Raw genomic sequence first — 13,807 nt, forward strand, 5'->3', positions numbered from 1 at the left:
GATCTCTCCCCACGCCCGGTGACCTACATCGATCACCTTGGCACACGAGGAGAGACCGACACGAGATAGATCAAAAAACACCAGCTACCTAGAGTGCCTGTCCCGTAGATCTTCGACGGGATGCCCGCCGATCTCGGCTTCCCGGACTGGCACGGGTTCCGTGGCTCTTGTGGGAGGGTGGAAGGTCGTGACCAGCTCCGATCAAACCCCACATCCAGGCCGCCCTGCCGCGCGTCGCCTGATCCTTGTCTCGGGGCAAGAGGGCGCGGGTAAGACTACGATCGTCCGCGCTCTGTTGCCCCACACGCCGAACGGCGCACGGATCGATGCCGAAGACTTGGGCCAGGTCAATCCATGTCTCTTCGACGACGCGTTCTGGCAATTGCTTCGAGCCAACGTTGCCGCCCTCGTTCGCAACTACTGGGGTGCCGGCTTCGAGAATGTCATCGCGGGGAGTTTCTTCAGAACACGCGATGACTTTCTGCGCTTTCGCGAGCTCGTCCCGGAAGCTGACGAGGTGTTCATGGTCCAGTTGCTCGTGCAGCCAGAGGAACGGCAGCACCGGCGCCTCACCCGCGCCAAGCGGACCACACAGGAGTGGCGCGACAGTGTGGATCAATTCGACACCGTCGACACGACGCTCGCGGCCGATCAGGACGGCTATCGCTACCTCGCCGTCGACGGCACAGGAATGACGCCCGAGCAGACGGTGGCCGTGATCGTGCGCGAGTTCCCAGAGATCTACGGCGCACGACTCTCAACCATCTAGCCGCAGGTCGTGGAGGCGTGCCAGGGCCTGCCTCGTAGATTTTGTCGGCCGAAGAACCGCTTTTCCGGCAGATGGGAAGATTGCCAAGGTCGTACCCGCTCAACGGAAGAGAATCCTCAGCATGGCCGTCATTCACCACACCACCCTCAAGCCGACCAAGCTGGAACTGCTCACCTCCTGGCTACCCTCCCGGCCGTGGTACCGCGGCGGCGCGGGCGAACCGAACCTGGCCAAGGCCGGCGGCTTCCGGCTGGACGACCCGGAGGGTGAGGTCGGGATCGAGTTCATGGTGGTCGCCGACGCCTCCGGCACTCACCCGACCACCTACCTGGTGCCGCTCACCTATCGCGGTGCCCCGCTCGACGGGGCGGAGCACGCACTCGTCGGCACCATGGAGCACGGTGTGCTGGGGCGGCGCTGGGCCTACGATGGCTGCCACGACCCGGTGCTGGTCGCCCAGTTGCTGGCCCTGATCGAGGGGCGGGTCCAGGCCCAGGATCAGAACACCAGCGACATCCCCGACCGGGAGGTCACCCGCTCCTACCTGGGTGACGGCCTCGCTCCGACGGACTTCACCACCGCCACCGACGACCAAGAGGGCACCGAGCTGCCTGCGCCGCTTGGCACGACCCTCCGCTTGCACCGGGTCCTGCGCCCCGCCCCGGACGGCGGGCCCCTCCTTCCGTCGGAAGCGACTGGCCACGTCGCCGGATCCTGGCACATGCCGGATGGCAGCCGCGCACGGGGGCTGTTCGTCGTCTTGCGCGCCGGCTCTCGTGCCTAGTGCCGCAGCTGGCAGCGTTTGCCGTGCTCAGGACGCACTGAGCCGGACCTCTGCAGCGGGTGGGGTGCGCGCGGCGTTGACGATGATTCGTGGTGCCAACTAATCTAGTTCGTGCGACCAACTATTCGTTGCCCGAACTAAGAGGGGTCATGATCGCACCCATGCCGGCCAGCCGCCTCGACCTGCCCGGGGCCTCCCTCCTCGCCCTCGGCCTGGTCTCGGTGCTGCTCGCCCTCACTCAGGGTCCCTCGTGGGGGTGGACGTCGGCATGGGTGCTCGGCCTCTTCGCGCTGGGCCTGCTGCTGTTCGCCGCGCTCGCCGCGGTGGAGCGGCGCAGGGAGTCGGGATGGTCATCTCACCGTTCGCCGTACGACGGAGTGTCCACGTATGAGCTTCTTCAGCGCTCCTGAACTCGCCTACCTGCGCGGCGAACGGCTGCTGGGGCGGCTGGCCACCGTCGGCCCCGACGGCACGCCGCACGTCGCGCCTGTCGGCTGATCGCTGGACACCACCGGCACCGTCGTCGAGATCGGCGGCCGCAACCTGGTCCGGTCGAAGAAGTTCAGGGACGTCGCACGCACCGGCCGCGCCGCCCTGGTGATCGACGACGTGCTGCCGCCATGGCGGCCGCGGGGGATCGAGATCCGGGGCCGCGCCGAGGCGATCGCGGGCGACGCCCCGCTGATCCGCCTGTATCCGTCGCGGGTCGTCAGCTGGGGTCTGCACGACGGCCGGACGATCGAAGCCACCTACCGCGCCCGCGACGTCCCAGGAGGCCACGATGCCTGACTGCGGACTCCGAGGAGGCCACGATGCCTGACCGCGGGCGGGCAGCGGCCATTCGCGGCTTCTTCGCAGCGCCTAGCCCTGGCTGCGGGTGGCTTTCAGGTCGGGTCCTGCCGTAGTTCCTTGGTCGCCGACCGGTAGGCCACGGCGACGCGGGTGAACATGTCCAGGAGCAACGGCACCTGTTCCGGCCCGTAGTGCATGGCGAGCGCATCCAGGTGCCGCCGGGACGCCGCGCAGGCGGCGTCGTAATCGTCCATCCCGCCCTCGACGAGCTCCACGGTGACCATGCGCCGATCCCGTTCGCTCCGGACCCGTCGTACGTACCCCGCCTTCTCCAACCTGTCGATCAGCCGGGTGGTGGAGGCGGACGGCAGCCCCAGCTCCTCGGCGATCGCTCCTACGGCGAGTGGCCCGCGCGTTTCCAGCAGCATGGTGGCGGCGACGTCGACCGGCTGCAGGCCGAGCCGGTCGGCGACCGCCTCATTGTGCAGCAGGATCGCGACCAGGAACTCGCGGAAGACCGCCTCTTCTGGATGCTTGTGGGCCACTTTTCCAACCTACTCCACCGCGATGTATCTTCGAATCGAAGACACTCCGCTTTGGAGGAGATATGGACGTTCTTGTCATCGGCGCCGGGGTGGGCGGACTGGCCGTCGCGCGCCGGTTAATGGCCGCCGGTCACCGGGTGCGGGTTTACGATCAGGCTCCGGCCCGGCGGACGGGCGGTAAGGCGCTGCTCGTCTGGAGCAACGGCAATGCCGTACTGAACGATCTCGGCGTCAGTCTGGACGGCGTCGGCGCCCGCATCGACCGGATCGACGCGCTGACCTCCGACGGCCGGCTGCGCACCAGCATGGACATCGCCCACGCGGCCGACCGCTTCGGCTTCGTGACCAAGGCGATCCCCCGCCGCCACCTGATGGAACGCCTGGCCGATGGTCTGCCCGGCGACGTCGTCCACTACGGCATGGCCTGCCGGAGCGTCACGCAGGACGGCAGCCGGGTCACGGCGACCTTCGCCGACGGATCGACGGCCACAGGCGACGTGCTCGTCGGAGCCGACGGTCACCACTCCGTCGTACGGCGCACCCTGTGGGGCGAAAGCACCGTGCGACCGGCCACCTTCGGCACCTGGCAGGGTCTGAGCCCGATCGACATCGACATCACCGACACGACCCGCCACCTCATGATCTCGGGGCGGGAGGGCGCGTGCGGCCTCATGCCCGCCGGCGACGGCCTGCTGCAGTGGTGGTTCGACATGCCGTGGTCGCCCGCCGACCCGCGACCCGCCGCGCCGCTGGCCGAGCTGAGGCGCCGGTTCGGGCACTGGGCGTCGCCCGTCCCCGAGGTGCTCGCCGCCGCCTCCGAGGATGACCTCGAGTTCTTCGGCCACCACTGGAACAAGGTGCGCCGGGTGTGGGGGGAGGGCCGCATCACGCTGGTCGGCGACGCCGCACACACCATGCCGCCCACCCTGGGGCAGGGCGCCAACCAGACTCTCGAGGACGCCTGGGTGCTCGGGCGCGAGCTCGCCAAGGACGGCGACGATCCGGCGGCACGGCTGCGCGCCTACGAGAAGGCCCGCTACCCGCACATCTCCCTGGTGTCCCGGCTGGCCAAGCGCAATCCCGCCAACTGGCGCGTCCCACCGCTGATCGCCCGGCTGTTCCCCGAGACGTCCCAGACCGCCATGCTCGCCCGCTTCAGCAACCGCCTCACCGCGCCCGCTGGGTAGGCCCCTCGTATGAGCCGCTGAAGTCCGATCAACTGGTCAAGTTTCCGGGTTCGCGATTTCGACGATGTGCAGCGGCTCGTCATGGGCTCACCGTAATGGTCCGCCAACCGGGACCGGTCCCGGGCCGCCCGGGTTAGGGTGCGGAGCCATGAAGTCACCGGTTGACGGGCGCACCCCTCCGGCGCCCGTGGTCGGTGTCGTGGCGGTGGTCTGGGCCGTCGCGGCAGCGTCGTTCACCATGGCGGCCATCGCCATCATCGGCCTCCTGCTGGCACAAGGCATCTGGTGGGCGATCCTCGGCCTCTTCGCCGTCGCGATAGCCCGAGGGTTGTGGCGGGGATGGCGCGGCCCGCGGCTGCTGGGGATCGCCCTGGGCGTGGTCATGCTGGTGCTGGCGGCCGGTGCGTACGCCTGGGATCAGGTCTACCCGGTGCTCGGGGTGGTGATGGCCGTCATCCTGGCCGTGGCCGGCAGCGCGGTCATCGTGCTGCTCATCGTGCCGCCGTCGTCCCGCGCCTGGTTCGCCCGCCATCGGCGCAGGCGCGGGAGTCGATGAGCGGCCTCGTCCGCGTGGGCGAACGCGCCTGACGGCCTCATCCGCGCAGGTGAACGCGCCTGACCGCCCGGCTCAGGGGGCCAGGCGGTGGGAGAGCCAGGCCAGTGCCAGGGGGTAGCGGTACTCGATGGCGCCGTGGCCGGCGTCGAAGAGCTCGAAATAGACCCTCTCGTCCGGTACGCCCGCCGCCTCCAGCGCCCGCCGGAAGGCCACCGCCCCGAAGTCCAGGAAGTACTCGTCCTTGTTCCCGGCATCCACCCAGATCGCGCGCATCGAGCGGAGCGCCTGCGCGTAGCGGGGCTCCTGGGCCATCACCACCGGATCGCACGCCAGCCAGCGCGACCACACCTCCGGCACCACCGCGCCCGTGTCGTCGAAGGGCACGCGCACGGTCCCGTCCGGGTCCGCGGAATAGGCCGCCGAGTACGCGTACATCTCCAGCAGGTCCAGATCCCCCTCCTTCGTCCCGGCCAGGCGGCTGCGGAAGTCGGCGAGGAACTTGTCGTAGGAGCCGTCGTACATGTCGCGCAGCATGCGCGCCAGCTCGGGGAACGACCTGCGGTTGCTGACCTCGAACAACGCGTCACCGGCATGCGTGGCCAGCGCCCCGAAGACGTCGGGCGCCAGCATGGCGGTCACCATGGCGCCGTAGCCGCCACTGGACTTGCCCGTCACCGCCCGGTGGTCGCGGTCGGCGATCGTGCGGTAGCGGGCGTCCACCCACGGTACGACCTCGTCGCGCAGGTAGGAGTGGTATTGGCCGGTGGCGGGGGAGTCGAGGTACTGGCTGCCGCCGAGCGAGGTCCACGCGTCGACGTACACGACGATCGCGGGCGGCGTGTCCCCGGCAGCGAACACGGCGTCGGCGAGCTCCGGGAACGGCTGGCGGAACGGCGCCCGGTTCAGCCACATGGCGACGTGGCCGGTGTAGCCGAGCAGCACGTAGATCGAGGGGTAGCGGCGGTCGGGCTCGTCGTCGTACCCCGGCGGGACGTACACCAGCAGCGGGCGCTCGTGCGGGTCCCCCAGGGGGTTGCCGCGCAGCAGGGCGCTGTCGATGACGTGGTGGTCGAGGCGGCCGGCCAGTTCGGCGGACCAGGGCAGCATGAATATCCTTTCAATCGACTCAGCCGACGGATGAGGTCACCGTGTCCACGCCCGTCTGGGTGACGGAGCGGCCGGAGACCAGGACCAGTGCGAGGTTGCGCAGGTCGGCCAGGCGGGCGAGCGGGTCGCCCGCGACCGCGATCAGGTCGGCCCGCTTGCCGGCCTCCAGGCTGCCGGTCACCTCGCCCACCCCGCAGGCGTCGGCGGCGCGCACGGTGGCCAGCTCGACGATCTCCGCGTTGCCGTAGCCGACCTGCGCGAACACCTCCAGGCCGCCGATGTACCCGTCGGTGGGGTTGGCCACGCCGGCGGCGGCGAACCCGGCGTCGGTGCCCGCGATGAGCCGGATCCCGGCCTCCCGCATGGCGGCCACGCTGCTCAGCCAGGCGTCCATCATCTCGGGGCCATGGCGCTCGCGCATCCGCCGGAGCACGCCGTGCACGGTGGGGCACACGTACGTGCCGCTGGCCGCGACGAGATCGGCCAGCTCGGCGTCGAACTCGTGCCCCGACGGGGTGAAGAACGTGCAGTGCTCGATGGTCGTGACGCCCGCCTCGACGCAGCTGCGGATCGACGCGTGCGCGTGGGCGTGCGCCGCGACGCCCTTGCCGCGGGACGCGGCCTCCTCCACGACGACCCTGAGCAGATCGGTGCCGTACTGCTGCGCCCAGCTCGGCGGCGCGCCGGGCGTCATCAGCCCGCCGGAGGCCATCACCTTCAGGCAGTCGGCGCCCGCCCGGAGGTTCTCCCTGGCGACGCGGCGGATGGCGGGCTCGTCGTCGGCCTCGCCGCCCATGTACCAGCAGTGGCCGCCCGTGATCGTGATGGGCCTGGTGGCGGCCACGATGTGCGGGCCGACGGCCAATCCCTCCTCGACGGCGTCGCGCAGCGCCAGGTCGAGGAAGCCGCGCGCGCCCAGGTCGCGGCAGGTCGTGACGCCTGCGGAGACGAGTTTGCGGGCGTTCTCCGCCATGCGTAACAGCAGGTGATGATCACTCTCGGGGCTGCGCCGAGTCACCGGGTCGACCGCGGCGTCGAACCCCAGGTGCACATGCGCGTCGATCAGCCCCGGCAGCACCGTGTGACCCGGCAGGTCGAGGACCTCGGCCGCGTCGCCCCCGCTGCCGCGCGGGCCCACGGAGACGATCTTGGAGCCGTCGATGAGGACCTCGCCGTCCGCGATCACCTCCCCGGGGTGCCCGGTGATCACCTTTGCGGCGCGAATGATCCTCATGCACCGACCTTAAGACCATGAGAAGCGGATCTGAAGCCCGTCCCCGCACTCTGGGGACATGACGACGAAGACCGCACAGTACGAGATCATCCGCCACTTCGACGCCCCCCGCGAGCTGGTGTGGGCCGCCTGGACCGAGCCCGAGCGCTTCTCGCGGTGGTTCGGCCCCCGGACGCTGACCACGCCGGTCGGCCGGATCACCCTGGACGCCCGGCCCGGCGGCATCTGGCGGGCCACGCTGGTCGGGGAGGAGGGGTTCGAGGCGACGCTGGACGGCGCCTACCGCGAGGTGGCGGGGCCGGAGCGGCTGGTGTTCACCACGGGCGACCCGGACAATCCGGGTGACGGGCCGGCGTCGGTGGTCACGCTCCACCTCACGGAGGCGCACGGCAAGACGGAGATGCGCTTCCACCAGTACGGCGTCAACACCGACCCCGACCACGCCGAACAGGCCAAGGCGGGCTGGAGCGAGTTCTTCGACCGGCTGGCCGAGCACCTTGCGTAGTCCTCACGGCAGCAGGTCCGCGGCCTCGTCGAGCTTGAGGGTGGTGCCTTCCTCGTACGCGGCGGCGAAGGCGTCCTCCCCGAGTGCGTCGCGTACCCTCGCCGCCACCCGCTCGTTGTCGGCCTGCTCGGCCGCGCCCGCGGGGGTCTGGTTGCGCTCCCTGGCCGCGGCCGCCAGCCCGAGCAGCTTGGCCGCCTTCTCGGTCGGCCCCGCGGCCGCGGCCGCGCCCTCGACGGCGAACGCCATCGACCTGGGGTCGCCGATCTTGCGGGCCGCGGCCAGCCCCTCCACGTGCAGGTCCATGGCGGCGGCCGGGTTCCCGCGCAGCTCCATGACGTAGCCCAGCTCGACCAGCGTGTCCGGCACGTGCAGAGAGGGCTCGGTGTCCGGGTCGCGCGGCTCGCCTTCGAGCAGCCGGAGCAGGTGCGTCTCGGCCAGGTCCAGCCGACCGGCCCGGCGCGCGGCGAAGGCGAGGCCCATCTGGCCCATGGTCACGCCTTCCCGGTAGCCCTGGCTTTCCGCCAGCCTCATGCCCCGCTCGCAGAACTCCATGGCGCGCTCGTACTCGCCGCTCTGCAACGCGATCCAGCCCAGCCAGGCGGTGCTCGTGGAGACCTCCGGCCACAGCCCCAGGTCCTCGGCCATCCGCAGCCCCTCGCCGAACAGCCGGTTCGCCCGCTCCGCGTCGGTCGCCATCTCGGCCAGCGAGGCCAGCCACGCCTTGGCCTGCAGCAGCCCCCAGCGGTCGCCCAGCTCGGTGAACAGCCGCGCGCTCTCCTCGCCGATCCGCTCGAGCGCCTCGATGTCCCGCGTCGTGAACGCGTCCCTGGCCTGTCTGGCGAGCGCCGCCGCGACGCCCCACCGGTCACCGACCTCCCTGAACGTGGCCAGCGCCCGGCGCGTCAGCTCCTGACCCGTCGGCATGTCCTTGACGTGCATGCCCACGAACAGCGCGGCCCTGGCCCGTTCACCTGGGTCCTCGATGGCCTCAAGCACGGGCTCCCACTCGACCTGCTCGCCCAGCATGAGCGCGAACCCGGCCTCCCACGCCGCCGCCCTGGCCCTGACGGGAGTGTGATCGCCCGCGACGGACAGCGCGGTCGCCAGCGATCGCCTGCCCTCGGCCAGCCTGCCCCGCAGGAACCAGTACCAGGCCAGCGCGTTGACCAGCCGGGCAGCGCTGCCGGCGTCCTTCCGTGCGACCGCCGTGTCGAGCGCGGCCCGCATGTTCGCGGCCTCCGCGTCCAGGCGCAGCAGCCAGTCCCGCTGCTCGTGCCCGTACAGCTCTGGCTCAGCCCGTACGGCCAGCGCCAGGTAGTGGCGCAGGTGCGCGAGGCGGATCCGATCGAGCTCGCCCGCGTCGGACAGCCGGTCCAGGCAGTACGCGGAGACCGATTCGAGCAGCCGGTACCTGACGCCCGCGGAGGCGTCGACGACGACCACGAGCGAGCGATCGACCAGGCGGGCCAGCAGGTCGAGCACGTCGAGCTCGGTCGCGTCGCAGACGGACTCGGCCGCCTCCAGGGTGCAGCCGTCGGCGTGCACGGCGAGGCGGCGCAGGACGCGGCGCTCCTCGTCGGACAGCAGGTCCCAGCTCCAGTCGATCACCGCGGTGAGCGTCTGCTGGCGGGCGGGGGCGCCGCGCTGCCCCGAGGCCAGCAGCCGGAACCGGTCGTCCAGCCTGGCCACCACGCCCTGGACGCCCAGCGCCCGCACCCGGGTCGCGGCCAGCTCCAGCGCCAGCGGGATGCCGTCCAGCCGCCTGCAGAGCTGCGCGACGGCCTGCGCGTTGCCCGCGTCGAGCACGAACCCGCGGGCGGAGGCGGCGGCCCTGGTCACGAACAACCTGACCGCGTCTGAACGCGCCATCACCGCCAGGTCGGCGCTGCCGGGCACGTCGAGCGGGGGCACGCTCCACAGCACCTCGCCGGCCACGGCCAGCGGCTCCCTGCTCGTGGCCAGGATCCGCAGCTCGGGACAGGCGCGCAGGAGCGACTCGGCCAGCTCGGCGACCTCCTCGACCACGTGCTCGCAGTTGTCCAGCACCAGCAGCATCCGCCTGGCCCTGAGCGCCGCGGCGAGCCGCTCCATCAGGGCCCGGCCGGCGTCGCCGGGGGAGGCGGCCGCCGTCGCGGCGGCGTCCTCCCGGATGTCCAGGGCGGCCATGACGGCCTCCGCGGGGGAGCGGGACGCCTGGTCGAGCGCGACCAGCCAGGCCCCGTCGGCGAACCCGTCCACCAGCCGGTTCGCGGCCTCCAGCGCCAGCCGGGTCTTGCCCACGCCGCCGCTGCCGGTGAGCGTCACCAGCCGCTCGTCGCCCACCAGCGCGCACACCTCGGCCAGCGCCTCGTCCCTGCCGATGAGCTTGCTGACGGCGGCGGGCAGGTTCGTGACGGGGCGGTCGGCGGGCACGCTCAGCGCCGGGTCCTGCCCGAGTATCGCCTGGTGGAGCGCGACCAGCTCGGGCCCTGGGTCGAGGCCCAGCTCGTCGGCCAGCCGTTCCCGCAGCTCGGCGTAGGACGCCAGCGCCTCGCTCTGGCGGCCCGCCCGGTAGAGGGCGCGCATGTGGACCGCGCGCAGCCGTTCCCTGAGCGGATGCCTGGCCACCAGGTCGCCGAGCTCGCCCACGAGCAGCCCGTGCTCGCCCAGCTCCAGCCGCGCCTCGGCGTGCTGCTCCAGCGCCGACAGCCGCTGCTCCTCCAGGCGGAGGATGGCCGACCTGGTGTACTCCTCGTCGGCGAAGTCTGCGTACGCGGGCCCCCGCCACAGCGCCAGCGCGTCGGCCAGCAGCCCCGCCCGGGTCCGCGGGCTGTCGGCGGCCTCGGCCTTGGCCAGCAGGCCGGCGAAGCGGGCCGCGTCCACGGCGCCGTCCTCGTGACGCAGCAGGTAGCCAGGAGCGCGGGAGACGACGAGGTTCTTGCCGCCGGGCTCGGCGTCCTCGAACGCCTTGCGCAGCTGCGAGACCCGCACCTGCAGCGCCCCTGCCGGATTGCCCGGCGGCTCCTCGCCCCACAGGTCGTCGACCAGCCGGTCCACGGACACCGGATGGCCCTCGTGGACGAGCAGGTCCACGAGCAGCGCGCGTACCTTGAGCCCGGGAATCGTGACACTCTCGCCGGAGTCCGTCCACACGGCCAGCGGGCCCAGCACCCCAAAACGCATGCTCGTCACCTTATGTGCGGCCTCAAGCCCGCGGAAAGATTCATGACGCTGACGTGGTCACCGCCCGGCGCCGGGCGGCCGCAGCGCCGATCCCGAGGTACGGCGGCGGCACCTCCCCGCGCCGCCCGAACCCCACGACCAGCGCCCCGATCAGCCCCAACGGCGCCGCGAAGCTCCCCAGGCCAGCCGTGGGGCGGAGGGAACTGGCGTGCCGGCCGGATCCGGCGCGGGTGCACGCCATAAGGCGTCTCGGCGGCGCCACTCGCCCCTTTCCTCCCTCGCAGGGGGGATCCGATGGACGGGTCAGCCGTCGTGCGGCGACGGCGGCGCCTTCTCCGCCGAGCCGCGGTAGCGGTCGGCGGCGTAGCGCCGGTCGTTGTCCTCCAGCTTGGCCTGCGCCGCCTCCACCAGGTCCACGCCGAGCACGTCGGCCAGCCGGATCAGGTAGAGGGTCACGTCGCCCAGTTCGGTACGCATCCTGGCGAGCGCGTCGGGATCGGGGCTCCTGGACTCGTCGGCCGTCAGCCACTGGAACTCCGCCACCAGCTCCCCGACCTCGCCTGCCAGCGCCATCGCCAGGTTCTTCGGCGTGTGGAACTGCTCCCAGTCCCTGACCCTCGCGAACTCCCGCAGCCGTACGGCGAGGCGCTCCAACTCCGTCGTCACGTCGCACGACCTTACCGAGCCGCCGGTATGTTGCTGGTCGTGAATGGGGTCGAGCTGTTCCTGTTGGGCCGGACGTTGATGAAGATCGGCGAGGAGGCGATGCCTGCCGAGGGCATCGGCGAGCACTCCACGAGTGTGCGTACGGTCCTGATCGTGGTGAGCGATCTGCGCGGGCACCCGGACACCACTGTGGGCGAGATCGCCGCCCGTACCGGCCTGCCGCAGAGCGCCGTGTCGGCGGCCATCGCGCGGCTGCGCACCGCGGGCGCGGTGATCGCCGCGACGGACCCCGCGGACCGGCGGCGGACGATCATCCGCGAGGCCCCGGGGGTGTCCGACCGGGTGACCAAGGTCCGGGACACCCCGATCGACGCCGCGCTGGCCGCCGCCCTGGGCACGGACGATCCTCAGCGCGTGAGCGAGACCGTGGCGGTCCTGGAGGAGCTGGCTGCCCGGCTGATCCCGGGGAACATACATCGAACTTGATGCATCAAATTTGATGAATTATGGTGGCCTGCATGACCGCAGAAACCTTGCACGTGCCGGGCGCCGACCTCTACTACGAGACCCGCGGCACCGGCCCGCTCCTGCTGATCTCCCAGAGCGGCGAAGGCGACGCGGGACGCAGCGTCGACCTGGCCGACCGGCTGGTGGACGAGTACACGGTGATCACGTACGACCGGCGCGGGCTCAGCCGCAGCACGATCCACGGCGCCCCGGCGACAGGGGTGAGCGTGCGGCAGCATGCCGACGACGTGCACCGCCTCCTGGCCCACCTCACCGACCAGCCCGTGATCATGCTGGGCCAGAGCCTGGGCGCCTCCATCGGGCTCCACCTGGCCGTCGAGCACCCCGAGCAGCTCAGCCTGCTCATCGCCCACGAGCCCGTTTCGCCCTGGCTGCTGCCCGAGCCCGAACGCGCCGGCCACCGGGCGGAGCTGGCCGAGCTCCAGGCGCTCTACCTCGAAGGCGGTCTGCCCGCCGCGATCGGCCACGTGAAGCGGGTGCTAGGTGTCACCGGGGACGCGGAGACCGGCCTGACCCCGCAGCCCATGACGCCCCAGCGGCAGGCGAACTTCGACTTCTTCATCCGCCACGACTTCACGGCCATCGTGGCGGACGAGCTGGACCTGAACGGCTGCCGTACCCACATCCTGCCCGCGGCCGGGCGCACCACCCCGCACCACGTCTTCGACCACCGGTGCGCGGTCGAGCTGGCCAAGCTGCTCGGCACCGAGCTGGTGGAGTTCCCGGGCGGCCACAACGGCAACACCAGCCATTCGCGCGCGTACGCGGCCCGGCTCCGCGAGGTGCTCCACTCCGTCGGCCGATGATCTCGTCCCGTACGCGGGTCGAGCGACGCCGGGGCCGGGCGATATGTCTGAGCGCCCTGAAGGCCGGGCCCTCGAACCTGTACGCTTCCGCGCGTGTCCGAATTATCGGTGCCGGGCTACGAGATCAAGGGCATTCTCGGCCAGGGCGGCTTCGGTGTGGTGTACCTCGCCCTGCAATCTGCCGTGGGCCGCGAGGTCGCGCTCAAGGTAGACAACCGGGTGCTGCTGTCCGAGCGCGACAAGCGCCGGTTCATGCGCGAGGTCACGGCCGCCGGAGCCCTGTCCGCCCATCCGCACGTGGTGGCCGTCTACGACGCGGGGCTGCTGCCGGACGGGCGGCCGTACATGGTGCTGGAGCTGTGCCCCGGCGGGTCGTTGTCGGGACGGAGGCTGTCTCCGGCCGAGGCGCGCGACGTGGGCGTGCGCATCGCCGACGCGCTGGCCGCCGCGCACGCGCAAGGGGTGCTCCACCGCGACGTGAAGCCGGGCAACATCCTGGTCAACCGGTACGGCCAGGTCGCCCTGTCCGACTTCGGCCTGGCCACCATGCCCGCGTCCGGGCCTGAGGCCTCGGTGACACGCGAGTCCTTGACGCCCTCGTACGCCCCGCCTGAGGCGTTCGAACTGGCCGAGCCCACGCCGGCCGGGGACGTGTACGCGCTGGCGGCCACCGTCTACGCCCTGATGTCCGGCCGCCCGCCGCGCTTCCCGGAGAGCGGCGTGCCGAACCTGGCGATGATCCTGGCCCTGCACCGCCTGCCCGTTCCCGAGATCCCCGGCGTGCCGCCGGAGCTGACCGCCGTGCTGCGCCGCGCCCTGGCGAGCGATCCGCGCGAGCGCACGCCCAGCGCGGCGGTGTTCCGCGACGCCCTCGCCGCCGTCCCGCTCGGCCCCTCCTCGGGACCGGCGGCAGTACCGGCGGCCGTGCCGGCGCCTTCGCCGGCCGGACACCCCGCCGCGCCGCTGGGCCAGCCCGCATGGCCGGGCTCTTATGCCTCCTCCGGGCCGGGGAGGGAGGCGGGAAGCGGCCCGATGCCGCCTGCGCCGCGGGTCGCGGGCCCACCGCCGGAGTCTGGCCCGAAAACACGGCGTTAGCCAACGCGTGGCAACATCTCAGCGGCGTTCACGCCGCTGAGATCGGGGTCTGGCTCTTCGGTTGGAGTGCT

At 71.7% G+C, this 13,807-nt stretch carries 15 protein-coding genes; 10 read left to right on the top strand and 5 right to left on the bottom strand.

Translation table 11 applies throughout. The annotated features are described in order from the left end of the window. Positions 1 to 187: 187 nt before the first annotated feature. The 4 genes from ACIBVN_RS58930 (at position 188) to ACIBVN_RS58945 (ending at position 2,342) form a co-directional block, all read left to right on the top strand. On the top strand, positions 188 to 769 hold the full coding sequence (locus tag ACIBVN_RS58930; protein ID WP_397151373.1) for a hypothetical protein: 582 nt from the start codon (positions 188 to 190) through the stop codon (positions 767 to 769). A gap of 121 nt (positions 770 to 890) precedes the next feature. After that, on the top strand, positions 891 to 1,553 hold the full coding sequence (locus tag ACIBVN_RS58935; RefSeq protein WP_397151375.1) for a 1,4-alpha-glucan branching protein: 663 nt from the start codon (positions 891 to 893) through the stop codon (positions 1,551 to 1,553). 161 nt (positions 1,554 to 1,714) lie between these two features. Continuing rightward, complete coding sequence (locus ACIBVN_RS58940; RefSeq protein ID WP_397151377.1) at positions 1,715 to 1,963, top strand: hypothetical protein; 249 nt, start codon at positions 1,715 to 1,717, stop codon at positions 1,961 to 1,963. Between the two features lie 187 nt (positions 1,964 to 2,150). After that, complete coding sequence (locus tag ACIBVN_RS58945; RefSeq protein WP_397151379.1) at positions 2,151 to 2,342, top strand: hypothetical protein; 192 nt, start codon at positions 2,151 to 2,153, stop codon at positions 2,340 to 2,342. Between the two features lie 95 nt (positions 2,343 to 2,437). Here ACIBVN_RS58945 and ACIBVN_RS58950 read toward each other — a convergent pair whose 3' ends face one another. Then, positions 2,438 to 2,890, bottom strand: a complete 453-nt coding sequence (locus tag ACIBVN_RS58950; protein WP_397151381.1) for a MarR family winged helix-turn-helix transcriptional regulator — start codon at positions 2,888 to 2,890, stop codon at positions 2,438 to 2,440. A gap of 62 nt (positions 2,891 to 2,952) precedes the next feature. On the opposite strand from ACIBVN_RS58950, the gene ACIBVN_RS58955 reads away from it, so the two are divergent. After that, a complete protein-coding gene (locus ACIBVN_RS58955) occupies positions 2,953 to 4,077 on the top strand; it encodes an FAD-dependent oxidoreductase (RefSeq protein ID WP_397151383.1) in 1,125 nt (374 codons plus the stop codon). Positions 4,078 to 4,225: 148 nt separating this feature from the next. After that, a complete protein-coding gene (locus ACIBVN_RS58960) occupies positions 4,226 to 4,633 on the top strand; it encodes a hypothetical protein (RefSeq protein WP_397151385.1) in 408 nt (135 codons plus the stop codon). Positions 4,634 to 4,705: 72 nt separating this feature from the next. Here ACIBVN_RS58960 and ACIBVN_RS58965 read toward each other — a convergent pair whose 3' ends face one another. Continuing rightward, positions 4,706 to 5,740: an alpha/beta hydrolase gene (locus tag ACIBVN_RS58965; protein WP_397151387.1), complete on the bottom strand. Its 1,035-nt coding sequence runs from the start codon at positions 5,738 to 5,740 to the stop codon at positions 4,706 to 4,708. A 19-nt stretch (positions 5,741 to 5,759) separates the two neighbouring features. After that, entirely contained in the window at positions 5,760 to 6,974 is a 1,215-nt protein-coding gene (locus ACIBVN_RS58970; RefSeq protein ID WP_397151389.1) for an amidohydrolase family protein, read from the bottom strand. Between the two features lie 58 nt (positions 6,975 to 7,032). Between ACIBVN_RS58970 and ACIBVN_RS58975 the strand changes: the two genes are divergently transcribed. Next, positions 7,033 to 7,479 carry an SRPBCC domain-containing protein gene (locus ACIBVN_RS58975; protein WP_397151391.1) on the top strand — a complete coding sequence of 149 codons (447 nt, stop codon included), beginning with the start codon at positions 7,033 to 7,035 and terminating at the stop codon, positions 7,477 to 7,479. 3 nt (positions 7,480 to 7,482) lie between these two features. Here ACIBVN_RS58975 and ACIBVN_RS58980 read toward each other — a convergent pair whose 3' ends face one another. Continuing rightward, complete coding sequence (locus tag ACIBVN_RS58980; RefSeq protein WP_397151393.1) at positions 7,483 to 10,641, bottom strand: BTAD domain-containing putative transcriptional regulator; 3,159 nt, start codon at positions 10,639 to 10,641, stop codon at positions 7,483 to 7,485. A 303-nt stretch (positions 10,642 to 10,944) separates the two neighbouring features. Continuing rightward, entirely contained in the window at positions 10,945 to 11,307 is a 363-nt protein-coding gene (locus ACIBVN_RS58985) for a nucleotide pyrophosphohydrolase (RefSeq protein ID WP_397151395.1), read from the bottom strand. A gap of 39 nt (positions 11,308 to 11,346) precedes the next feature. Here ACIBVN_RS58985 and ACIBVN_RS58990 point away from each other — a divergent pair, with 39 nt between their 5' ends. The 3 genes from ACIBVN_RS58990 (at position 11,347) to ACIBVN_RS59000 (ending at position 13,736) form a co-directional block, all read left to right on the top strand. Beyond that, positions 11,347 to 11,793, top strand: coding sequence for a MarR family transcriptional regulator (locus tag ACIBVN_RS58990; RefSeq protein WP_397151397.1), 447 nt, complete (start codon positions 11,347 to 11,349; stop codon positions 11,791 to 11,793). A gap of 32 nt (positions 11,794 to 11,825) precedes the next feature. Next, a complete protein-coding gene (locus ACIBVN_RS58995; RefSeq protein ID WP_397151399.1) occupies positions 11,826 to 12,641 on the top strand; it encodes an alpha/beta fold hydrolase in 816 nt (271 codons plus the stop codon). 93 nt (positions 12,642 to 12,734) lie between these two features. Continuing rightward, a complete protein-coding gene (locus tag ACIBVN_RS59000) occupies positions 12,735 to 13,736 on the top strand; it encodes a serine/threonine-protein kinase (protein WP_397151401.1) in 1,002 nt (333 codons plus the stop codon). The last annotated feature ends 71 nt before the right edge of the window (positions 13,737 to 13,807 follow it).

Origin of the sequence: Nonomuraea sp. NPDC049400 (assembly GCF_044466425.1) — a bacterium.
Lineage (GTDB): Bacteria > Actinomycetota > Actinomycetes > Streptosporangiales > Streptosporangiaceae > Nonomuraea.